This is a genomic window from Polaribacter reichenbachii, assembly GCF_001975665.1.
Taxonomy (GTDB): domain Bacteria; phylum Bacteroidota; class Bacteroidia; order Flavobacteriales; family Flavobacteriaceae; genus Polaribacter; species Polaribacter reichenbachii.
On the sequence record NZ_CP019419.1, the window covers coordinates 3,512,651 to 3,536,165 of the forward strand.

Consider the following 23,515-nt stretch of genomic DNA (forward strand, 5'->3'; position numbering starts at 1 on the left):
GATTAATTTTTTTTCTTTTCTAAACTATTGTTTGTTTTTTCTTCTTTGTCACTAATTTTTTCTTCAGATCGCCTTTTTTCTTTTTTAACTCTATCACTTTCAGCTTTAAAAATGGCACTCCAAAGCGCTCTAAATTCATTAAATTCTTGGGTAAAAATTAGCGCAATTCCGTTTACAATGGTTTGCCCATCAATTAGGTTTTCGTATTCGCTTTTTCTAAAACCTTTTAGTCTAAATCTACCATCTTCAGATAATTTATATTCTAAACTAACATTACCAATTAAAGGAGTTTCTTCTCCTGTTTGGCTGCTACCTTGTATATCTACATCACTACCCACTCTAACAATTAAACGTTCGTTGAATAATTTTTTCTGAGCTGTAACCCCTAATTGTGTTCTGTCTGTTGCTGTTGTACCTTGATAATCTGTATAACTATTTAAATCGAAATTTAATTCTATACCAGAATTTCCTAAAATTTTATCAGAAAAAGCATTTAATTGCCCAGAAACAGCATCATTTAAATTGTCTCTTGCAATTGTTGCAAAACCACCAGAACTACCATCACTACCAGAATCTGGATAAAATCTATTTAAAACCAATAAAGAAAAAACTTGTTTATTTAATTCTTCTTCTTGCTCATTAACTTGTTGTACTCTACCATAAACTTGTCCACTAACAGCACCTTGTTCATCTTCTGGCATATCTAAATTAAAAGATATTTTTGGCTGTAATAAATCACCATCAATATTTAAGTAGACATAAAATGGTAAAACTTGTTTAAATTTATTTTGAATAGATGCATCTTCATCAGAAATTTGAGCTGCCATTAAAGATGAAGCTGATGTTTCAATATTATAAATAGCACTTACATCTAGATTTGCTTCAAAAGGATCTCCAGACCAAGAAACTCGGCCTCCAGGAACTAAATCGAACCTTCTATTTACTAAACTATATAAATTTAATTCATAATGGCCATCAGCAATTTCGTAATTACCTGTTAAAGATATTCTACCATTTGGCATCATATTAAAAAGGAATTCTCCTTCTCCAGAAACGTTAAAATTATCTCCTGTTTCTTCGTCTATAACAACAGTAATTGCAGCATCTTTATTAATTTTTAGTCTTGTAAAAATATCAAAACCTGTAATTGTTGCCGTTTTTTCTTCGGTTTGCGTAAGAATAGCATTTGGGTTTTCTCTATTTACAAAAACCACTACATCATCTCTATGTTCTACACTTGCATAAGTTGATGGTAAAACATAAGTTACATCTGTATCTGATCCTAAAGTTACGTTTGCTGATAGTTTTGGTATTTGTAAATCTCCTGTTAAATCTGCGTTTGCATTAAATGTTGCCAAGCCATAAAATGAAGGGTTATCTTTTTTATCAGCATTTATAAGTCTAAAGTTTTTAGCGTTTAATTTTAAATCAAACTTAGGATTGATAAAACTTTCTGTTAAAATTTTACCAGATAAAACTAATGCGTTTTTCTTAGCGTCTAAAATGGTAAATTTTGATAAATATAAACCTTCATTATCTAACGTTAATTTCTCATTCTTTAAAGTAAACTTTGTGTTTAATTTAGTGACATTAAATTCTGCGTTATTAAAATTTATATTTCCATTGTATTCAGGATTAGAAATTGTGCCTGTAATTTTAAAATCACCATTAAAACTACCACTTGTTTCTTTAATTTCTCCTAAAGAAAGTGTGTTTAAAGCATTCATTTTAAATTCATTTAAGTTGACATCTAAATTTAAATTGGCATCATTATTTACAACAACATAATCTCCTATTAAATCTAAATCGATGTCACCTTCTTTTAAGTTGGCTTTAAAATCGTATTTATTACCTCCTAAAGATTTTGCATCAATAGAAAATTTACCTAAATCTGTTTTTAATACTTTAAATTTATCTACTTGTAAATCTGCAACAATACCAGTATCATTAAAAGGTTCTTCTAAAATAAAACTACCATTTAAAATTCCGTTTGCAATTTGTTTATCAGGATTTAGATAGTTTAAAACCTCACTAATTTTAAAGTTTTTATAGTTAATGGCAATATGAGTTTTTTCTATATTGGCTGCTTTGTCTGTAATTTCTATGGATTGATTGTCTTTATTTATTTTAAAATTATTAAAACTCAATAAATTATTATCGGTTAAAACAAGATTATTATCATTTGCAATATTCCAAGGACTACTATTTAATATTAAATTTTCTGGATCTACAGAAAAAACCAACCTTTCACGATTACCAGTAATTTTTGCGCCAACATTCATTAAGGTTTTTCCTTTATCATTACCAACAAATTTTAAATTAAGTTGGTTATTTATTTGTTGACCTGTAATGACTGTTTGTGGCACTCTTAGTGGATTTGCTTCAATGCCATTAAAACCTAACTCGAAATTAAAACTTTCTTTATCTGTATTCATTTTAAACGCCAAACTATCTAATTCACTTCCATTATAATTTATATGCGGAACAGAAATTTTAGCATCTAATTTTCTTTTTACTTCATTAAAATCTAAAGCAACAGCTATGGTATCTATATCTTTTAAATTGACTAAAAACACGTCTTTTATTAAAGATGTTTGTGAAATTTTACTTCTAAATTTAATATTAATAGGATTTACAATTGTGTCTGTAAGTACTACATCTCTATAAAAATAACTTGAAATATGTTGTTGTAAAGCAGTTGTAAAACTCTGAGGATCTGTGTTAGATTCTAACTCTAAGTTTAACATCTTATTCTTTACAGAAACTGCTGTAGTATCTTTATTTGTGAAACCATTTGCTGTAATCTGACCTAATAAATATGTTTTATTATCATAAACAATTACACCGTTTTTAACTTTAACATCGGTTTTATAATCAGTTGAAGTACCATTAAAATTAGCGTCTATATTCATACTTGTTTTAATGTTTCTGTTCATTAAACCTAAACCACCCAAATCTGCTCCAATAATATTTAAATCAATTTTTGCTTCTGTATTTACAGTATCTAATTCTATAAATGCATTTAAATCGAAATTTAAATTATCATCTTTATATTTTGATGTTAGTTCTCCTACTCCATTTTTAAAATCGCCAGTTAAAGCTACATCTTTAATTTTATAATTGTTTAAAGTAAAATCGGTAACAGTTGCCTTTAAAGAAGCATCTAAATTATTTAGATTATCTCCATTACCAGAAGCATTTATATTTAGACTTAAAGTCCCTAATTGATTATTTTTTAAAAGCTCATTTAATTTATAATCTTCAATATTAATTTCTGTATTAAAACTTATAGTTTCTTTAGAGTTGTATTTTCCTTGTAACTCGATTGTACCTTGAGAAGAGTTTAACTTTAATTTTGTAGCAATATCATTTAAACCACCATTTACATTACCAGCAATTGATATATTTTCTGGTAAATGAATACCTAGTTCATTTTCATTAACAAAATTTGAAAGATCAGTTTTAGTTGTAGTTACTTTTAATGTAGGTAGATCTAGTTGTAAATCATTAGGATTTGTTGGTTTTAAAACAGTACCATCAACAATAATATTTGTATTGCTTCCCCAATTAATTTGACTATTATCTATGTTTATTTTTGATAAATTTCCATTTGCGAAAAGCTTACCTGTAATCGGTTTTTTACTAAGTTCTTTTATATAAATGTTACTTTTAAAATCGGGTTGAAATTTTAATAAAGGATTTAAGTTTAATTTTAAAGTAGGTAAATTTAAATCTACTTTTACGTTTTCTGGATTTTCGATAAAGTTTGATAATGAAGCGTAATTCATCTTTAAATTACCAGCAACGTTATTTTTATCAAACTCAAAAAAGAAGTTATTTAAACTCAGTTTTGTATCAGAAATATTTGCTTTAAACTTTAATTGTTCTAAATTTAAACCAGAACTTTCTTTAAAATTAAAGTTTTCTACATTTAAACTTCCTGCTTTCTTTTGGTAATTTATGTTATTTGCTAATAAATTAAATTCTGAAACTGAAATTGCATTTGGGTTAAAAACTTTATTTTTAATTTCATTATTATTTACAGCATAAATAAAATTATTGTTTTCTAAACGAATATCATTAATATTTACAAATATTTCTGGCCATTCAAACTCAGCGTTTGAAGTATTAGTTGATGTTTGAGTATTTTCTAGGTTGATGTTAATCTTAGAATTATTTAATGCTAACGAATTAATATCAAAAATTGATTCTTTTAAATTGATTCTTAAAGCATCAGTCTCAAAATCTTTTAAATCTACATTCGTTGTTAGTTTATTTACTTTATCCTCATAAAAAAGGCTTGTATTTTTTATATTAATTTGGTTCGCAAATAGATTTGGCAAAACAACTTTTTCTTCAGAAGTCTGTAATAAAACTGGCAATTGAATATATTCAATTTTTGCATCATAAAGGTTTATGTCTTCAGTTTCAAAAACCATATTTTCAACATCAATGGTTTCTACAGATGTTTCTAAAGCATCAATTCTAAAGCTACTTTTTATCCCTAAAGGAATATCAGTATAAACAATATCAAAATTATTTAGGTTTAAACTACCTACAACAATTTCTGGTGATTTAGTTATTGTATCTGTTTGTACAGTAGTTGGTGCTTTAGTAGTTGGTGTAACAAAAGCATCAATTAAAAATTGAAAATTATACCCATTAACTGTATCTTTTCTAATGATGTTTGCCTTTAAACCATTCCATTCTACATTATCTACACCTAATTTTGTACCTTTTATTAAACCCCAAATTGGTAAATTGGCTTTTAAAGATTTAGAATAAACTAAAGTATCTCCTTTTTTATCTTCTAAATACAAACCATCTATGGCTAAACTACCCTTAAAAGTAATAAAAGCTTTATCAATTTCTACAACTGTATTGGTTTTATCAGATATGTATTTGGTGGCCTCGTTTACAATTATATTTTGCCCCCAAGGACTTCTAATAAATAAAATAATCAAAAAAAGAAAGGTTAAGAAACCAAGTATAACTCTAAGAGTTCTTCTTAAAAATCGATATTTTCGTTTTTTCTTTTCTTTTGCTGACACTCTTCTAAATTTAATTCACAAAGATATTACAGTAGTGTTTTTTAAATTATCTCATTTGATTTTTTTATTAACTTTTTCGACAACAATATTTTTCTAAAAAGTTTTAATACATTTGTTAAGAACTTAATATATAGCCCCAACGTATGAAACAAATTATTATTTTTTTACTTTTAATAATAGTAGCAATTATTGGCTATGGAAAATATAGTCAGTATAAAAGATACAACTCGCCTGAAGTTAATTATGTAAGCGATAAAAAAATTGATAAAACGTATCATAATAAGGAGCTTTTATATAATTATTACGCAGCTATTGAAGAGCTAGACAGCTATGTTATGTTACAATGGTCTGCAAATAATATTGATGTTAGAACACCTGAAGATGATAATGAAGAAACTAAATCTGCCGTAAAAAATTATGCTAAAAAATTAGCTAAAGTTAATTATTATGAAGCTATACTTACGAATTCTACTAAATTAAAAGAGCAAGGATTATCGAATAAAGAAATTAAATTTTTAGAAGAAAAAGGAATTGATTTAGATTCTTACACTAAAAAAATAAAGAATTCTAAAATTAAAAGTCTTTATAACTCAAATTTAAAATTATACAATGGTTCTAAAAATGCTATAATTTACGAAGTACAAAAAGAATTGAATAAAAAAGGACATAAAATTCAAATTGATGGTGTTTACAGAATCGAAACATTAAATGCAATCAAAAAATTTGAAGAAGAAAATAACCTTTTGGCTGATGGTTTATTAGACGAATTGACAATTGAATTAATGTTTCAATAAATTTTAATTTGATACAATTTGTTGAATTGTTCGTTTTCTTTGAATTTTACCTGTTTCTGTTTCTTTAAAATTATCGATAAAATAAATTTCTTTTGGTTTTTCAAATTTTGAAAGTGAGCTATTTTTTAAACTAATTTCTTGCTTATTTCCTTCAATAATTAGAACTAATTTTTCACCTAAAATTTCATCATAAATACCAGTTACAAAAAAACGATTTGTAATTATTTTAGATAACTTTTCTTCTATTTTCTCTAGATGTAATTTTACGCCACCAGAATTAATTACATTATCAAAACGGCCTAACCAATTAAAATGTTTATCAGAAATTAGCTGAACAACATCATTCGTAAAAATAATTTCTTCGGATACTTTTGGTGCTTCAATTACCAAACAATTACGTTCATCCCTATAAATAGTTACGTTTGGTAAAGTTTCGTAATATAGGTTTTCTACTAAATTAGAATTCTGATTTGAAAAATTATTTAGCTTTTTAACAGCAATATGAGTTATAGTTTCTGTCATTCCGTAAGTTGCAAAAATCTTTGTATTTAAAGCTTGTAATTTGGTTTGCAATGTGTTTGATACTACTCCACCACCAACAATTAATTGTTTTATTAAATTTAATTTAGAAAGCGAATTTTCTACCTGTAAAGGTACCATTGCAGAAAAATCATATTCTTTACTGATTTTTTCTAATGGATTTGAAGTTGATTCTATAACATCTAAATGCCAACCTAAAGTAATGCCTCTTATCAGCATCATTTTACCAGCTATATAAACTATTGGTAAACATAAAAGTGCTTTTGTGTATTGGGGTAAATTAAAATAATTCCCTGTTGCTTTTGCAGAATTTACCATCAACTCTTTTTTTAGCTGAATTGATTTAGGAGTACCTGTAGAACCCGAAGTTTTTACAATAATTACTTTTTCATCAGAAAACCAGTTTTGTAAAAACAAATGTATATCATCAGAAACACTTTTAGAAAAGCTCAAAATTTCATCTACAGAAGAAAATGAAACTCCATTTAATTTAAAATTCTTATGAAATTTATTCTGCTCCAATTTCATCTAAAACTCTATAATTCTCTTGTAAATTAATTGATTTTTCTATTTTACCAGTTAGTTTTTCTTTCCAATCTTGCCATTTATAAACCTTAGCAAAAATGAACATTAAGATAGGGAAAATTACAAAAACCGGCACAAAAACATCAATACCTAAAACTGGCTCAGAAAGATCTATTAAAATAGAATCTGTTTGAAAAACAGTGTAATCTGCAGTAACCAACAAAGCAGTTAATAAATTATTTGCTGCGTGAAAACCCAAGGCCAATTCTAAACCTTCGTCCATTAAAGTTATAATACCTAAGAAAAAACCTGTACCAATATAATAGACTAAAATTCCGTAACCCAATTTACCAACTTCAGGATTTGCAATGTGTAACAAACCAAAAACCAGTGAAGTAGAAATTAATGGAAACCATCTATTTTTAGTAACCATACCAATTCCTTGCATTAAATATCCTCTAAAAAAATATTCCTCGAAACTAGTTTGTAACGGAATTAAAAGCACAGCAATTAATGCTAAATTTAAAAATTTATCAATATCAAAGTTCCATTGATAATCTTCTGGAGACATTTTATAATCAATTACTAAGAAAATAGTTGTAATACTTCCCCATAAAAAAAAGGCAAAAAACACTCTTTTCCAGTCTACTTTTTTTCTTGAAGTTGTTAAAGAAGTAATGGTCTGTTTGTGTATAAATTTCACCCAAATTAAAAGCGCTAGTAAACCTACAGCAAACTGTGCTAAGCTTTCAATCAAAAATCGATTTGCGCCTTTTTTAGCGATTTCTACTTTCATTATTTTTTCTACATCTAAATCTAAAAGCCAAATTGCTAAAAAATTTAATGCCATTAATCCAAAAAATAAAATCGGAATAATTAAGTATTTCCACATTCCTAATTTTCCTGTATATCCTTGTTGTATGTAGTTCATTTCTTCTTTTAAGTTTCTAATTCTGTACGAAAATTAGCACAAAATTCTAAATATTGTATTCAACTAAATTAAAATCCCAATGCAAAGTTGGGTTGTATTGTAATGTTCCGTTTTTAACTTCTAGAGGGCTATTAAAATTGTTGGTAAACAAACCACCTGTACCCAAACCTTGAGGCAAATTATTTTGCAATGAATATGTAAATTGAGCAATTGCATTTAACCCAATATTACTTTCTAATGCAGAAGTAATCCACCAGCCAGAATTATTTTCTTCTGCTAATTTAATCCATTCTGTACTACCAGCAAAACCACCAACTAAACTTGGTTTTAAAATAATATATTGCGGATTAATTTCTTTAATTATTTTCTTTTTTTCTTCGGATGAAAACACTCCAATTAACTCTTCGTCTAAAGCAATTGGCAAAGGTGTTTTTTGGCAAAGTTTAGCCATTTCTGAAAACTGACCTTGTTGAATAGGTTGCTCTATAGAATGAATTTCTAATTCTGATAATCTATTTAGTTTTTCTAACGCATTTGCAGGATTAAAAGCTCCATTTGCATCTACTCTTAACTCAATTTCATCCGCAGAAAACTCTTTTCTAATTGATTTTAATAATTCAATTTCAGCATTAAAATCAATAGCACCAATTTTCATTTTAATACAAGAAAAACCAGTTTTTAATTTCTCTTTAATCTGATTTTTCATAAATGACTTTTCGCCCATCCAAATTAAGCCATTTATAGAAATTGCTTTATTTCCTTTGGTAAATTCTGATGGAAAAATCTCGAACTTATCATCACTTTTTAAGGATAAAAAAGCTTGTTCTAAACCAAATTGAATGGATGGGAACTCAATGAGTTCAGATAATAATTTATCTAAACCCAAATGTATGTTATTACAAACCCAAATTAGTTTTTCTTCGTAATTAGGCACATCATCTATACTTAATCCTCTAAAAAGGCCTGTTTCTCCAATTCCGGTTTTGTTATTTTCTTGTAAAATGATAAACCAAGTTTCTTTGGTTCTTAAAATTCCACGAGAAGTTCCACTTGGATTTTTAAAATTTAGAATGTATTTTTTGTAGTTGGCTTTTATCAAAATTAAATTATTGTTTTTCTACAAATTCTTTAAAATTATTTAAGTAACCTTGGTCTTGTTTTTTAAAAGTACCTTTAAAATAAGGAAACATACAAGCCATAATATAAGAATCACTTTTACAACTAGAATTTAATGTAATTGTGGTTTTGTTACCATTAGAAGTAAAAACATAATCGTCTGTTTTTAGCATATTTTCAGCATCGAAAAAGATAGTAACTTTTTCGTTGGGTACATAAGCCAAAACCTTTTCGGTCATTACTATTTCTTGTCCTTGATTTTCAACAACCATTTTATAAGTACTTCCAGTTTTACCAATAGTCTCGTTAACTACTTCGAAAGATTTTATCTCTGGAATCCAATTTTTAAGATTTTCTTGTTTGTTAAAAGTCACAAACACTTCTTCAATTGGCTTATTTACAGAAACTTCTGCTGTATAATTGGTTTCTTTCACAAATAAACCTGTTGCAAAAAACACAATGGTTATGGCTGTAATAATTCCTAAAATTATTTTTATTGTCTTCATTTAAACGTTTTTATCCTCTCCTATTTCTAAAATAATTAATTCTTTTTCTTTTGATAAAAATTTATCTTTTGCTTCATTTACATCAATTTCAATTGGAGGAAATGTATTAAAATGACACCCAATTATTGTATTACAAGCTACTAAATCACTTGCTAAAATTGCATCTTCTACCCCCATTGTAAAAGTGTCTCCAATTGGTAAAATAGCAGCATCTAATGTAAACGACATTGGTATTAATTTCATATCCATAGTTAAAGCTGTATCACCAGCAATATAGATGTTTTTCTCTTTAGATGATAATACAAAACCACCAGGTTCTCCTCCATAAGTACCATCAGCAAAAGAAGAAGTATGAATAGCATTTACATATTTAGCCGAAAATTCATCTGCTTTAAAAGTACCTCCGTGATTTAAGGCAAATACATTTAAATCTTTGGCTCCATAATACATTGCAATTTCATAATTAGATACAATTACAGCTTTTGTTCTTTCTGCAATTACTTCTACATCTAAAACGTGATCTTGATGCGCGTGCGTTAGCAAAATATAATCTGCTTTTAACGTAGCGATATCTATATGAGAAGCTAATGAATTGCCAGAAATAAAAGGATCTACAAGAATTGTTACATCATTTATTTGTATAGAAAAACAAGAATGACCTAAAAATTGAATATTCATAATACTTAATTTTATGTGTTATAATTTAAAAAAATGTATTTGTAATTCCGAAAAGAATTGCAAATAAAAAAGTACTTAGTGCTACTTTTTTTAATTCTTTATCTAATTCTGCAGGAATTTTATTTTCTGCTACCGTTTTTACATTTTTAATTAACGGAATAAAAGCCATTAAAAATACAAATTGATACACAGACTCAAAATTTAAAAAGACAAAAATTAATGCTGATATTAAAGCTCCGAAAATTAAAAAATAATGATATTTTTTTGCTTTTTCAGTTCCTAATTTAACCACTAAAGTATTTTTATTATTCTTTTTATCTTCTTCTCTATCTCTTAAATTATTTAAATTTAAAACAGCTGTACTTAATAAACCAATTGAAATTGCTGGTAAAAATATCTGAAAATTGATACATTTTGTAAATAAAAAATACGACCCCACAACACTTAATAATCCGAAGAAAATAAACACAAAAACATCACCAAAACCAGAATAACCATAAGCTGAATTACCAACTGTATATTTAATTGCTGCTGTTATTGAGGCAATACCAAGCACGAAAAATAAAATAGAGTACCCAAAATTTTCGCTTCCAAAAGAAACGTATATCAATAAAATTGCAATTATTAAAGTGATAATTGTTGTGATTATCATTGCTGTTTTCATTTGCCTAGGAGTTATTGCTCCTGATGAAACCATTCTTGCTTCTCCTGTTCTGTTTTTGTCTGAACCTTTTACTCCATCACCATAATCATTTGCAAAATTTGATAATACTTGAAAACCAATTGTAGTTAGAATTGCTAGCCAGAAAGTTGGTGTTAACCAAACAACGATTTTAACACTAGCTGTTGAAATAGAATTTAAATAAGCAACTCCTAAATAACTCCCAACAATAATTCCTGAAACTGATAATGGTAAAGTTCTTAAACGAGCTGCTTTTATAAAACTTTTTACATCCATTCTTTATGCGTTGTTTCTACTTTATACAAAGTATGATTATAAATTTTTACTGCATCCATATAATTAATACAAGGAATTTTAATTTTTCCAGAAGCGGTTTGTAAAATTAAATCTGCTACATTACTCCTTTTCTGAAAAATAGTTTGCTTCATTTTAATGTTTTGCACTTTAAAAATTTCTAAATAAGTATGGTGAGTTTCTAATAAACCTTTACCTACCAACAACATAGAATCAGAGATTTTATAAAAACGTTTTTTTACTTTTTTAAAGACCAAAAATACAACAATAGGAATCACTACAAGAACGGAATAGAAAATTTCGAAATGAGAAAATATTAAATATAATGCTGTATAAATAACGATTAAAAACAAAAAAGTAAACATAAAAATTCTTCGTTTATAATAGTTATCTGGATGTTTCTTATCAATCCTTTCTACATCAGCAAAATGAAATAAACTATTTTTTATAATTTCAATTTGATCTTTTTTACAACCAACAATGCGTATTAATTTTTCTTTCTTTTTGTTATTTGTCTTACCACTTACAGCTTGCTTAAAAGTAACAAAAGAAATGCCTATGAGTCGTTTTAAAGGATTTGTTGATATTCTTATATTCTGAACTTTCCCCTTTTTTAAAACAATAGATTTCTTAGTAAATAACCCTTGATTAATTTCGAAAGCGTTCTCTTTTAGATACACTTTTAAATTAAAATGCACCAAGAATACTCTTACAAAAGAAGTTATTAATGCAATTACAACTAGTGCAATTAATAGTATAAATATTAAAAATACACTTACAGTAAGTGCATTTGTGTTTTCTTTTATAAAACCATCTAAGGTTTCTGTTTTGCCAATACTATCTGTAAATTGCTGTAGTTGTTGAAAAAAACCAATCAGAAGAGCTAAAAACAAAAACAAATTTTGCAAATGATTTTCGGTTAAACTTACTTTAAACAGTTCTTTGAAACCAATATTTAATAATGGTTCTATTTCTGATTCTGATTTACTTTCTGTATTAAACTCCTTGTTTTTAGTGATAATTTCTTTTAAAGCTATTGCCTTTTCTAAAGAAAGCGCTTTAATAGAAATTTCAGTTTTACTGGTACCAGCTGTTTCTATACTAACTTGATAAACATTAATAATTTGCTGAATTAAATTTTGCTTAAAATTTATATTTTGAATTCTATGAAAAGGAATGGCTGTATTTGTCTTTTTTAGAATACCTTGATTTAGTATAAAATGATCGTCTTTAATTTTAAACTGAAAATTCTTATAAATTAAAAAGGCTCTCACCAGTAAAAAAAGCAAAATGAAAACAAAACCAGCATAAATGTAGTTTACATTAAAACTTGATATTTTAGAAAAATCCTTAAAAACAATAATTAATAATAACCAAGTAGCTTTTAAAACCTTATAAATAAGTGCAATGTAGATTACAAAAATCCCTTTTGGAGATTGTTTAGAAAAAGAAGAAAAATCAAAAGAATTATTCATTAATCTTAGTACTTATAAATTCTTTGATTTGTAGAGCAGTTTCTTTTTTAATGCCTTTTATTACTAAATCGTCACTACTATCACCTGCTGTATACACACTTAACGAAGCTAAACCAAATATTCTAGAAAAAGGTTTTTCGTCTGTTTCTACGTGTTGAATTCTAGAAAAAGGAACAGTTGTTAATTTTTTAATAACTAAACCCTGTTTATAAGAAATATCCTTTTCTCTTAATGCATATTTTCTTTTCGTAAAGCTTAATTTTTCGAAAATGAAAATCAACAAAAAAAGAAGCATAAAAGTTAAATAAACATAAATAATATATTGGTTAAACTGCTCTGAAAAAACAAGTTGATGCAACAAAACTAATCCCACTAAAAACAAACCAAAAACTAAAAAAAAATTGATTAAAATTACCTTAAAGTAACTTTTATCAATTTTCTTAAATTCAATTTTTGTAATATCTGGTAATACTGACACTAAATCATTTTGAAAATAATTTGTCATAAAACTATTCTTTAATATAGAATTCTTCGTTACTTAAAACCAAAGCTTTTTTAATATCAATTCTATCACTTTCTTTATTGTAAGGCACTATAAAAGCATCCTCTAAACCAATCTTTTTAATTTCTTCTTTAAATAAAGTTGCTGTTGTATAACTAGAGAAAACACCTAATTGATAAATTCTTTTTTCTTTATTTTCAATTTCCTTAAAACTGAAATTTTCTTTTGTACTAATGTCTAAATCTAATTTTTCGAAAACACCTAATTGAATAGTATAAATAACATCTGGGTTTATTACAGTAGATTTTAAATTTGATGTTTTTGGTTTTGATTCTGAATTAATACGATTTAATAAAGTAACTATTTTTTGTTCTTTAGTTTCTATAACAGATTGCGAATTTGAATGCTGTAAATAAAGATATATTGATAAGAAAACAAGTAAAATGATAGCAACAATTAAAATAATAATATTTCTTCTATTTGCTTTTTTCTGTTGATTAGATTTTAGTTTTAAATCTACAAAACCAGTTTGCAACTTTTCTTTGTCGGTTTTTAACCTATCTAATTCAGAGTATAATTCATTAAGTACTTCTTCTTTTATTAGTGGCATCTTTAATGCTTATAAATTATTAGCTTCTGCAATTAACTCAGCAATATCCTTTACAACTACTTCTGCCTCTTTTTCCTTAAATTTAATTCCATCTGTCATCATAGTATTACAATATGGGCAACCTGTAGCTATAATATTAGGATTGGTTTTTAAAGCATCTTCTGTTCTTAAAACATTAACTTCTTTATTACCTGGCTCAGCATCTTTAAACATTTGTGCACCTCCTGCACCACAGCATAAAGCAGTTTCTTTATGACGTTTCATTTCTGTTAAATTAACACCTAACCTTCTTATTAAATCTCGTGGAGACTCATAAACTTCGTTAGCTCTACCTAAATAACAAGGATCGTGAAACGTTACTCTTTTTCCTTTTAATGAAGTATTATCTATATTTAAACGCCCCTCAGATATTAAATTTTGAATAAATTGTGTGTGATGATAAACCTCATATTTACCACCTAAAGACGGATATTCATTTTTTAGAGTATTAAATGAATGCGGATCGCATGTCACTATTTTTTTAATTTCATAACCATTTAAAACCTCTATATTCATCATTGCTTGCATTTGAAACAAAAACTCATTTCCTGCTCTTTTTGCTGCATCTCCTGTAGAAGTTTCTTCGGTACCTAAAACTGCAAAATCTACATTAGCTTGATGTAATATTTTAACAAAAGCTCTACTTATTTTTTTTGCTCTATCATCATAACTTCCTGCAGCACCAACCCAAAACAACACTTCTGGTTGTTTGCCTTGAGCCATCATATCTGCCATTGTTGGTACGTTCATTTCTTTAGTTTTTAGTGTTAAATTTTGAGTGTTTAGTTATTTAAACTAATAATTAAAAACTTAAAATTAAAAATTAATCTTACTCTTCGTTTGCCCAGTTTAATCTGTCTTGTTGATTGTATTGCCAAGGAGCTCCATTATTTTCAACATTTGTCATCATCATATTTAATTCTTGTGGTGCAGCACTTTGCTCCATAACTAAATATCTTCTCATATCCATAATAATCGATAATGGATCTATATTTACAGGGCATTCTTCTACACAAGCATTACAACTTGTACACGCCCAAAGTTCTTCTGGAGAAATATAATCGTTTAATAATTGCTTGTTATCATCAACAAAAACACCATTATTAGTATCTATATTTCTACCCACTTCTTCTAAACGATCTCTTGTATCCATCATAATTTTACGAGGAGATAGTTTTTTACCCGTTAAGTTTGCAGGGCAAGAAGATGTACATCTACCACATTCTGTACAAGTATAAGCGTTTAATAATTGTACCCAATTTAAATCTGTAACATCAGATGCTCCAAATTTTTCTGGTACAGTTTCTTCTGCTCCCTCTTCTGGCATTGCATAAGGATCTGCATCAGGATCCATCATTAATTTAACTTCGTTGGTAACTGACTCTAAATTATTAAATTGTCCTTTCGGATTTAAGTTTGCAAAATAGGTATTTGGAAAAGCAAGTAAAATATGTAAATGCTTAGAATAATATAGATAATTTAAAAACACTAAAATTCCTAAAATATGAATCCACCAAGCTGTTCTTTCTATTGCGTGAATTGTATCAGCAGAAAAACCATCAAACAAAGGTGTTATAAATTGACTGATAGGATTTCCGATTCCTGCTTGTTGAAAAGTTGGATCTGTAGCATTCATCACCAAAAATAACGTCATTAAAACCATTTCAAAATAAAGGATATAATTTCCATCATTTTTTGGCCAACCTTTCATTTCTTTACTTAAAAAACGCTTAATATTCGATACATTTCTACGTAACCAAAAAATAACTACAGCTACAAAAACTAAAGCAGCTAAAATTTCGAAAGTACCAATTAAAAATCCATAAAAAGCATCGCCTAAAACACCAAGAAAAATTCTGTGTGTACCAAAAATACCATCAATAATAATTTCTAAAACCTCGATATTTATAATTATAAAACCTACATAAACAATAATATGTAAGAATCCAGAAAAAGGTCTTTTTACCATTTTAGATTGTCCAAGCGCAATCATCATCATATTTTTTAAACGTTCAGATTTTCTGTCTGTTCTGTTTACATCTTTCCCTAATTTTATGTTTCTTGATAGTTTTTTGATATTCATCACAAAAAAACCAATACCTGCTATTAAGGCGATGATAAAAAATATGTTTGTTAAATATTGCATTCTATATAAATTAAATTAATGTAACGTTATTCTTTGATAAACAACAAACTATCTGGTGGTGTTGGAACGTATTCTTTAGGCTTTTTACCAAATAAAGAAAAGTGAACATATCTCTTAGGATTTGTTTTTAGATCTCTTAATAACTGTTCTAATTCTTTTGATGCTGCTGTCATATTATTATACAAATCATCATCACTAATTAATCGACCAATTGTACCATCTGTAGAGTTTATTTTTTTAGACAACTCATTAAAATTATCTACTGCATTTTCTGCTTTTTGTACAATTTGATTAAAGTTAACGGTAGTTAAACTATCTGCCAATTTATTTAAATTACCAGTAATGTTTTTGGCATTCTCTAAAGTTATTTTTATGTTTTCTTGATTATCAGAAACCATATAATTCACAGATTTAACAGCTTGTCTTAACTCATAAATTGTTGCTGCTAAATTGGTGACAGAAGAATTAATACCTGTAATAGTTTCATCATTCAAGACTTTATTTATACCGCTAAATAAAGTATCTGCTCTAACAATAACTTTTTCTAATTTTGTTTGTAAAGGATCTAACCTTTCACCTATAGAAGTTAACAGACCAGCTTTTATTTCTCCTTGTAAAGTATCTAAAGTAACTGCAAGTTCACCTTCATAACTTGGTATAATTGCTAAATTAGAACCAGATAATGGGTTTGGTGAATATATTTTTACGATACTTTCTTTAGAAAATTCAATGTCATTTTCTAAAGAAAATCTCACAACTAATTTTCCTTTTTTATTAGGATCTTGGTTAAAATTAATATCTTCTACTTGCCCTACTTTTAAACCATTAATTGTTACTAAACTAGCTTCTGTTAAGCCACCAACATTATTATATTCTACAATAAACTCTCTTGCTGAGGGTGAAAAAACATCGTGACCTTTTAAAAAATTATAGCCCCAAATAAACGCGACTACTATTAAAATAGCTATAATACCTGTTTTTAATTCTTTTGACATAAATGAATATTTACTAACAATATTACTAATTATTTTTGGTTACTGCCACCAAAACTAGTTCATTTTATACACATCTTTTACAGCAACTTTTTCTCCATTTTTAAAAGCCACCATAAAAGCAGATTTGTATCCTTTTTGTTTTGCAGTTTTTAACGCTTGCTGTGCATTTTTATAAGAAGATGTAACTCCGTAATAATATTTATAATAGCTACCAACTTTTACTCTTTGCACATTTTTTAATCCTTTAAAATTATAAGATTTTGTAGGTATTTTATTTTTACCAGAAGCAATTTGTATTTTAAATTCTACAACCTCAAGATTACTAGATTCTATAATTTGTTCGCCAACTGTATTTAATTTTAGGTTATTAATGTATATCTTAATGGCATCTACAATTGCCTTCCCCATTTGTTGTTGCCCCTTAGAAGAGTTTAAATATCTACCTTCGTTTCTATTGGTTAAAAAACCCAATTCTACCAAAACACTTGGCATTATAGTTTCTCTTAAAACTTGAAAATTATCTTGTTTAACTTTCCTATTATTCCTTCTTAGCTTATAAGCAAAGTTATTCTGAATTAAACTGGCAATTTCTAAGCTTTTATCGAGGTTTTCTTCTTGTAAAAGCGATAAACCAATTACAGATTCAGCAGAATTAGAATCAAAGCCCTCATATTTTTCTTGATAATTATCTTCGTATAATAATATGGAAGCATTTTCTCTTTTAGCTATTTCTAAGTTTTTTTTATTACCTCTTAACCCTAAAACAAAAGTACCTGCTCCATAAGCATTAGAAGTATGAGAATCGCAATGAATAGACACAAACAAATCTGCTTTAGCTGTGTTTGCTATTTCACCTCTTTTCCATAAATCTGGATAAGTATCTGTTTTTCTTGTATATATTACCTTAATATCTTTTTCTTTGGATAAACTCTTACCTACTATTAAAGCTACCTTTAAAGCAATATCTTTTTCTTTATATCCATTTCCTAAATTTCCTGGATCTTTACCTCCATGTCCAGCATCTAAAACAATAGTATAAACCTTTTGTGCGTTTATTACAGATGATGAACAAAAAATAGACAAAAGAATTACTAAAAAAAAGACATTTTTTAGTGTGGTACAAAATTTGTGGACTGGTAATTTATTCATCAATAAAATTTAACTAATTTTGGCTTCATTAATTTTGTGATTCAAATATTGAGCCATACTTTTACTCACTACAAAAATAGTATTTATAGCATTGCAAACAAACCTATCATACTTACTTTTATTTTGCTGCTTATTTGTAGTAAAGATTAGTTTTTGTCAAGATATTAAATCGAACAAAAAGATTACGATTCCTACTGTTAAGAAAGATACAGTTAATCCGAAGAAATTAGATTCTTTAAATTTTATTAAGAAGGATTCTACTTTTCAGATTAAAAAAGACAATTTACTTCAAAAAAATATCGATACAGTTGCAAACGATTCTTTAAAACCTAAAGAAACAATCGATGATTTAATTGTACACGTTGCCAAAGATTACACCATACAGAATGCAAAAGACCAAACCATAACTTTATATAATGAGGCAAATATTACTTATACAGATATTGATTTAAAAGCTGGTATTGTAATTATAGATTATAAAAAAAGCACCTTATTTGCTAAGGGAATAATAGACAGTACTGGTTACACGCAAAGACCTGTTTTTAAACAAGGAGGCCAAGAATCTGAACAAGATTCTATTCTGTATAATTTTAAAAGCAAACGCGCTTTAATTTATGGTTTAAAAACAAAACAAGGTGAAATGTTTACCTATGGCGAAAAAACAAAACGAGTAAACGATTCCACAATTTACATCAGAAAAATAAAATTTACAACATCAGAAAAAAAAGTACCAGACTATTATATACGTACTGATAAAGCAAAATTAGTACCTGGTAAAAAAATAATTGTTGGGTTTAGTAACTTGGTTTTGGCAGATGTACCTACACCACTTGTGTTGCCTTTTGCTTATTTTCCGATGACAGAAACAAGTACTTCTGGTTTCTTAATGCCTTCTTTTGATACAGGAAGTAGTAACAGAGGTGTTGGTTTACAAAATGGTGGTTATTATTTTGCCATAAATGATTATGTTGATTTAAATCTTACTGGTGATGCATGGGCAAATGGAAGTTGGGGAATTAGAACCAACTCTAATTATGTAAAGCGTTACAGGTTTAGTGGAGTTTTTAGTTTCGATTTTGAGAATATTATAAGCGGAATTAGAGGTTTTGATGATTATAGTAAAAGCAATAATTTTAATGTAAGATGGACACATAGTCAAGACTCAAAAGCGAGTCCTAATTCTAGGTTTTCTGCGTCTGTAAATTTAGGTAGTAGTAGCTTTTTTAGAGAATCACTAAACCAATATAATGTAGCACAAACACAAAATAACACTTTTAATTCATCTATAAATTATAGTAAAACTTTTGTTGGCACTCCTTTTAATATGGCTCTTACAGCTACACATCAACAAAACACAAATACAGAAAGTATTACAATGACATTGCCTTCTTTAACTTTGAATATGAATAGAGTTTATCCTTTTCAAGGCAAAGGAGGAATAAAAAAGAATCCTATTCAAAAATTAGGTTTTAATTATAATATGCAAGGACAGTATTTAATTAACACCACAGATGATGAGTTTTTAACAAGTAAAATGTTTGAAACTGCTAGAGCTGGTGCACAACATAGCACAAGTACAAGCACCAATATAAAAGCTTTTAAATATTTTACATTATCACCTAGTGCAAATTATGAAGAAACTTGGCAATTTGATTATATACAAAAAGTATATGACGAAACTAGCAATGTTGTAGTTACTGATACTTTAAGAGGCTTTAAAACGTATAGAGAATACAATATGGGTGTTAGTTTATCTACCAACATTTATGGTACGTTTAACTTTAAAAAAGGAAGATTAAAAGCTATTAGACACACGTTTAGACCTACTATTTCTTATTCTTATAGACCTGACTTTAAAGACAAATTTATTAAAGAAGTACAACAAAGTGCAGACCCAACTGACTTTCAGGAATATACAATATTTGATCAAGGAATTTATGGTGCACCATCTTCTGGTTTAAGTAACTCTATAGGTATTTCTTTAAATAACGTTTTAGAAGCTAAAGTAGCCCCCAAAGACCCTGATAGTGATGAAGAAGATGAAAAAGTGATGCTTTTAAACAATTTAAACTTTAGTTCGTCTTATAATATTGCTGCGGATAGCTTACGTTGGTCTAACGTTTCTTTTAATGCTGGTACACGTTTATTTAAAGATAAATTAGCTTTAAACTTTAATGGTTCTTTAGATCCTTATCAGGTGGTAGAAGTAAATGGTAGTGCAGTTAAAATTGATCAATTTAATTCTTTTCCAAGATTAACGAGTGCCAATTTAACCGCAAATTATTCTATTTCAAGTACTGATTTTGATAAATCGAAAGAGAATGATAAGGATAAAAATGGAAATGGCGCTAACAATCCTCCAGATACAATGGGTGCAAATATAGACCCAACAAATAATCAAGGAAGAAGAACCACAGCAAAAAATAATCAAGGAGAAACTAAAAAAACAGATTTATATAGAGCTAAAATACCTTGGTCTGTAAACTTAGTATATTCTGCTAATTATAGTAATAATGGTATAGATCCTGGAGAAGTTGGTGTGCATACTTTAGGTTTTAGTGGTAATATAGAATTATCGCCAAAATGGAAAGTTGGTTACTCTTCTGGTTACGATGTTAAAGGTGGTGCTTTCTCTTTCTCTAGATTTAATTTTACTAGAGATTTAGATAGTTGGCAGTTTAACTTTAACTGGGTTCCTTTTGGTACTAATTCTTCTTATACCTTTTTTATAGGTGTAAAATCATCTACACTATCTGATTTAAAATGGGATAAAAATAAACCACCAGATAGAGTTTTATTTTAATTTCTGATAAATTACTTCTTCAAAAACTATTAATATAATACCTATTTAAATTTATGTTTAAATAAATTAAACCTACAAAAAAATGAAAAAAATAATCACAACTAAAAATGCTCCTGCTCCTATTGGACCATACAATCAGGCTGTTTTAAGCGGAAATACTTTATATACATCAGGCCAAATAGCAATTAACCCAGAAAGTGGTGAATTAGTTTTAGATTCTATAGAAAATGAAACCAAGCAAGTAATGGAAAACGTAAAAGCAGTTTTAGATGCTGCTGATATGACTTTTGATGATGTAATTAAAACATCTATTTTTATTGCTGATATGCATCAATTTGCTAAAATTAATACTGTTTATGGTAGCTATTTTAATGAAGAAACTGCACCAGCAAGAGAAACTGTAGAAGTGGCTAATTTGCCAAAATTTGTAAACGTAGAAATTAGCGTTATTGCTGTTAAATAGTGTTCGGTGTTCGGTGTTCGGTGTTCGGTGTTCGGTGTTCGGTGTTCAAAACTAAAAAAACCTGATAGAAATTCATCTATCAGGTTTTTTATTATATAAAAATTTTGTTCTTATAAAGAAGCAGAATATTCTACTAAATCTACTAATTTAGTTGAGTAACCTATTTCGTTATCATACCAAGAAACAACTTTTACAAAGTTATCGTTTAAAGCAATACCTGCATTTGCATCAAAAACAGAAGTACGAGTTTCACCAACAAAATCTTGAGAAACTACTAACTCTTCAGTATAACCTAAAACACCTGCCATTTCGTTTTCAGAAGCAGATTTCATTGCAGCTTTTACTTCTTCGTAAGAAGCTCCTTTTTCTAACTTTACAGTTAAATCTACAACAGAAACATCCATAGTTGGTACTCTAAAAGCCATACCAGTTAATTTTCCGTTTAATTCAGGAATTACTTTTCCTACTGCTTTTGCAGCTCCTGTAGAAGAAGGAATAATATTGTGAATTGCTGCTCTACCACCTCTCCAATCTTTATTAGATGGGCTATCAACCGTTTTTTGAGTTGCAGTTGCTGCGTGTACAGTTGTCATTAAACCTTCTGTAATTCCGAAGTTATCATTTAAAACTTTAGCAATTGGTGCTAAACAGTTTGTTGTACAAGATGCGTTAGAAAAGATAGTATCTGAAGCTTGTAATTTTGTGTGGTTTACCCCCATTACAAACATTGGTGCATCTCCAGAAGGAGCAGAAATAGCTACTTTTTTAGCTCCACCTTGAATGTGTAAATCAGCTTGCTCTAAGCTCTTGAAAATACCTGTACATTCTAAAACATATTCAGCTTCTACTTCATCCCATTTTAAATCAGCAGGATTTCTTTCAGCAGAAATTCTAATTTCATTACCATCAACAATTAACTTACCATCTGCTACTTCTACAGTACCATCAAATGCTCCGTGAACTGAATCGTATTTTAACATATATGCTAAATAATCTACGTCTAATAAATCATTTATTGCAACTACTTGTACGTTTTCTCTCTTTACTGCAGATCTGAATGCTAATCTTCCAATTCTACCAAATCCGTTAATTCCTATTTTAATCATCTTATTCTTGTTATTTAGTTATTATACAGACATTATATCTGATACTCTTATTAATTCTTTATTTATTTTTGATTGTCCTTTAATCGCTTTTTCTAAAGGAGTTACTGCAATTTTATCGCTAATTAAACCTACCATTAAATTAGATTTACCATCAATTAAGCTTTCTACAGCACTTACCCCCATTCTACTTGCTAAAACACGATCGAAACAAGAAGGAGAACCTCCTCTTTGCATATGTCCTAAAACAGATACTCTTACTTCGTATTCTGGTAAATGTTCGTTTACATAATCTTTTAATTCGAATACGTTTTTACCTGTTTTATCGCCTTCTGCAACAATTACTATACTAGAAGATTTACCAGATTGTTTACTTCTTCTTAAAGATTCTAATAAACGTTCTAATCCTAAATCTTCTTCAGGTATTAAAATTTCTTCAGCTCCTGCTCCCACACCAACATTTAATGCGATATGCCCAACATCTCTACCCATTACTTCTACAAAAAATAATCTGTTATGAGAAGATGCTGTATCTCTAATTTTATCGATAACATCTACAACAGTATTTAATGTAGTATCGTAACCTAGTGTATGAGAAGTACCTTCTATATCATTATCTATAGTTCCTGGAATACCCATTACTGGAAAACCAAATTCTTGGTTAAAAATTAAAGCTCCAGTAAAACTACCATCACCTCCAATTACTACAAAAGCATCTATGTTTGCTTTCTTTAATTGATCATAAGCTTTCTGTCTACCTTCTTTGGTCATAAATTCTTTAGACCTTGCAGATTTTAAGAAAGTTCCTCCTTTATTGATTATACCTTTTACACTACGTGCATTTAACTCAATAAAATCGCCCTCGATCATACCTTGATAACCTCTGTAAATACCTGCGCATTCTATTTTATAAAAAGCACATGTTCTTACAACCGATCTAATTGCTGCGTTCATCCCTGGAGAATCTCCTCCAGATGTCATGACTCCTATTTTTTTTATTTTTCCCATAATTTATGATGTAAAAATACTCCTTTTTAATGACTTAAAATAATAAAGTTACGAAAACGTTATAGCCTTAAATCCCCTTGTTTTACAAGGAAAATTAAAGGTTTT

General features: G+C 28.1%; 19 protein-coding genes. 3 read left to right on the plus strand and 16 right to left on the minus strand.

What is annotated here, in order from left to right:
- Positions 1 to 2 precede the first annotated feature (2 nt).
- A complete protein-coding gene (locus tag BW723_RS14945; protein WP_226789290.1) occupies positions 3 to 4,964 on the minus strand; it encodes a translocation/assembly module TamB domain-containing protein in 4,962 nt (1,653 codons plus the stop codon).
- Positions 4,965 to 5,194: 230 nt separating this feature from the next.
- Between BW723_RS14945 and BW723_RS14950 the strand changes: the two genes are divergently transcribed.
- The gene (locus tag BW723_RS14950) at positions 5,195 to 5,845 is read left to right on the plus strand and encodes a peptidoglycan-binding domain-containing protein (protein ID WP_068359077.1); all 651 of its coding nucleotides are present in this window, start codon (positions 5,195 to 5,197) and stop codon (positions 5,843 to 5,845) included.
- A 3-nt stretch (positions 5,846 to 5,848) separates the two neighbouring features.
- On the opposite strand, the gene BW723_RS14955 is transcribed toward BW723_RS14950, so the two are convergent.
- From BW723_RS14955 to BW723_RS15015, 13 genes are all read right to left on the minus strand, one after another.
- Positions 5,849 to 6,913: an AMP-binding protein gene (locus BW723_RS14955; protein WP_068359082.1), complete on the minus strand. Its 1,065-nt coding sequence runs from the start codon at positions 6,911 to 6,913 to the stop codon at positions 5,849 to 5,851.
- A complete protein-coding gene (locus BW723_RS14960; protein ID WP_068359085.1) occupies positions 6,894 to 7,841 on the minus strand; it encodes a CPBP family intramembrane glutamic endopeptidase in 948 nt (315 codons plus the stop codon). The genes BW723_RS14955 and BW723_RS14960 overlap by 20 nt, the downstream gene beginning before the upstream one ends.
- 46 nt (positions 7,842 to 7,887) lie before the next feature.
- Positions 7,888 to 8,940, minus strand: a complete 1,053-nt coding sequence (locus tag BW723_RS14965) for an o-succinylbenzoate synthase (RefSeq protein WP_068359088.1) — start codon at positions 8,938 to 8,940, stop codon at positions 7,888 to 7,890.
- Between the two features lie 7 nt (positions 8,941 to 8,947).
- Positions 8,948 to 9,463 (minus strand): SRPBCC family protein, encoded by a 516-nt coding sequence (locus BW723_RS14970; protein ID WP_068359091.1) that lies wholly within the window; start codon positions 9,461 to 9,463, stop codon positions 8,948 to 8,950.
- Positions 9,464 to 10,141: a metal-dependent hydrolase gene (locus BW723_RS14975; protein ID WP_068359094.1), complete on the minus strand. Its 678-nt coding sequence runs from the start codon at positions 10,139 to 10,141 to the stop codon at positions 9,464 to 9,466.
- A gap of 25 nt (positions 10,142 to 10,166) precedes the next feature.
- A complete protein-coding gene (gene menA / locus BW723_RS14980) occupies positions 10,167 to 11,099 on the minus strand; it encodes a 1,4-dihydroxy-2-naphthoate octaprenyltransferase (protein WP_068359096.1) in 933 nt (310 codons plus the stop codon).
- Positions 11,090 to 12,592 (minus strand): PH domain-containing protein, encoded by a 1,503-nt coding sequence (locus BW723_RS14985; protein ID WP_068359098.1) that lies wholly within the window; start codon positions 12,590 to 12,592, stop codon positions 11,090 to 11,092. The genes menA and BW723_RS14985 overlap by 10 nt, the downstream gene beginning before the upstream one ends.
- Positions 12,585 to 13,097 (minus strand): PH domain-containing protein, encoded by a 513-nt coding sequence (locus BW723_RS14990; protein WP_068359100.1) that lies wholly within the window; start codon positions 13,095 to 13,097, stop codon positions 12,585 to 12,587. The genes BW723_RS14985 and BW723_RS14990 overlap by 8 nt, the downstream gene beginning before the upstream one ends.
- A 4-nt stretch (positions 13,098 to 13,101) precedes the next feature.
- Positions 13,102 to 13,704 (minus strand): hypothetical protein, encoded by a 603-nt coding sequence (locus BW723_RS14995; RefSeq protein WP_068359102.1) that lies wholly within the window; start codon positions 13,702 to 13,704, stop codon positions 13,102 to 13,104.
- A gap of 9 nt (positions 13,705 to 13,713) precedes the next feature.
- Entirely contained in the window at positions 13,714 to 14,493 is a 780-nt protein-coding gene (locus tag BW723_RS15000; RefSeq protein WP_068359105.1) for a (Fe-S)-binding protein, read from the minus strand.
- 79 nt (positions 14,494 to 14,572) lie between these two features.
- Entirely contained in the window at positions 14,573 to 15,889 is a 1,317-nt protein-coding gene (locus BW723_RS15005; RefSeq protein ID WP_068359107.1) for a 4Fe-4S dicluster domain-containing protein, read from the minus strand.
- 26 nt (positions 15,890 to 15,915) lie between these two features.
- Complete coding sequence (locus BW723_RS15010; protein ID WP_068359110.1) at positions 15,916 to 16,884, minus strand: MlaD family protein; 969 nt, start codon at positions 16,882 to 16,884, stop codon at positions 15,916 to 15,918.
- Positions 16,885 to 16,938: 54 nt separating this feature from the next.
- A complete protein-coding gene (locus BW723_RS15015) occupies positions 16,939 to 18,033 on the minus strand; it encodes an N-acetylmuramoyl-L-alanine amidase family protein (protein ID WP_068359113.1) in 1,095 nt (364 codons plus the stop codon).
- Positions 18,034 to 18,124: 91 nt separating this feature from the next.
- Between BW723_RS15015 and BW723_RS15020 the strand changes: the two genes are divergently transcribed.
- Positions 18,125 to 20,836, plus strand: coding sequence for a putative LPS assembly protein LptD (locus BW723_RS15020; RefSeq protein WP_175335396.1), 2,712 nt, complete (start codon positions 18,125 to 18,127; stop codon positions 20,834 to 20,836).
- Between the two features lie 82 nt (positions 20,837 to 20,918).
- The gene (locus BW723_RS15025; protein WP_068359116.1) at positions 20,919 to 21,299 is read left to right on the plus strand and encodes a Rid family detoxifying hydrolase; all 381 of its coding nucleotides are present in this window, start codon (positions 20,919 to 20,921) and stop codon (positions 21,297 to 21,299) included.
- 110 nt (positions 21,300 to 21,409) lie between these two features.
- Here the strand turns inward: BW723_RS15025 and gap are convergent, their stop codons facing one another.
- Entirely contained in the window at positions 21,410 to 22,405 is a 996-nt protein-coding gene (gene gap / locus BW723_RS15030) for a type I glyceraldehyde-3-phosphate dehydrogenase (RefSeq protein ID WP_068359121.1), read from the minus strand.
- Between the two features lie 21 nt (positions 22,406 to 22,426).
- A complete protein-coding gene (gene pfkA / locus BW723_RS15035) occupies positions 22,427 to 23,410 on the minus strand; it encodes a 6-phosphofructokinase (RefSeq protein WP_068359124.1) in 984 nt (327 codons plus the stop codon).
- Positions 23,411 to 23,515 lie beyond the last annotated feature (105 nt).

What these genes read in the sequence shown, in the direction of transcription:
- BW723_RS14975 (WP_068359094.1), bottom strand. Translation starts at nt 10,141, where the DNA reads ATGAATATTCAATTTTTAGGTCATTCTTGTTTTTCTATACAAATAAAT.
- BW723_RS14990 (WP_068359100.1), bottom strand. Translation starts at nt 13,097, where the DNA reads ATGACAAATTATTTTCAAAATGATTTAGTGTCAGTATTACCAGATATT.
- BW723_RS15015 (WP_068359113.1), bottom strand. Translation starts at nt 18,033, where the DNA reads ATGAATAAATTACCAGTCCACAAATTTTGTACCACACTAAAAAATGTC.
- BW723_RS14995 (WP_068359102.1), bottom strand. Translation starts at nt 13,704, where the DNA reads ATGCCACTAATAAAAGAAGAAGTACTTAATGAATTATACTCTGAATTA.
- BW723_RS15010 (WP_068359110.1), bottom strand. Translation starts at nt 16,884, where the DNA reads ATGTCAAAAGAATTAAAAACAGGTATTATAGCTATTTTAATAGTAGTC.
- BW723_RS14950 (WP_068359077.1), top strand. Translation starts at nt 5,195, where the DNA reads ATGAAACAAATTATTATTTTTTTACTTTTAATAATAGTAGCAATTATT.
- BW723_RS15025 (WP_068359116.1), top strand. Translation starts at nt 20,919, where the DNA reads ATGAAAAAAATAATCACAACTAAAAATGCTCCTGCTCCTATTGGACCA.
- BW723_RS14960 (WP_068359085.1), bottom strand. Translation starts at nt 7,841, where the DNA reads ATGAACTACATACAACAAGGATATACAGGAAAATTAGGAATGTGGAAA.
- pfkA (WP_068359124.1), bottom strand. Translation starts at nt 23,410, where the DNA reads ATGGGAAAAATAAAAAAAATAGGAGTCATGACATCTGGAGGAGATTCT.
- BW723_RS14955 (WP_068359082.1), bottom strand. Translation starts at nt 6,913, where the DNA reads ATGAAATTGGAGCAGAATAAATTTCATAAGAATTTTAAATTAAATGGA.
- BW723_RS14985 (WP_068359098.1), bottom strand. Translation starts at nt 12,592, where the DNA reads ATGAATAATTCTTTTGATTTTTCTTCTTTTTCTAAACAATCTCCAAAA.
- gap (WP_068359121.1), bottom strand. Translation starts at nt 22,405, where the DNA reads ATGATTAAAATAGGAATTAACGGATTTGGTAGAATTGGAAGATTAGCA.
- BW723_RS15005 (WP_068359107.1), bottom strand. Translation starts at nt 15,889, where the DNA reads ATGCAATATTTAACAAACATATTTTTTATCATCGCCTTAATAGCAGGT.
- menA (WP_068359096.1), bottom strand. Translation starts at nt 11,099, where the DNA reads ATGGATGTAAAAAGTTTTATAAAAGCAGCTCGTTTAAGAACTTTACCA.
- BW723_RS14970 (WP_068359091.1), bottom strand. Translation starts at nt 9,463, where the DNA reads ATGAAGACAATAAAAATAATTTTAGGAATTATTACAGCCATAACCATT.
- BW723_RS15000 (WP_068359105.1), bottom strand. Translation starts at nt 14,493, where the DNA reads ATGAACGTACCAACAATGGCAGATATGATGGCTCAAGGCAAACAACCA.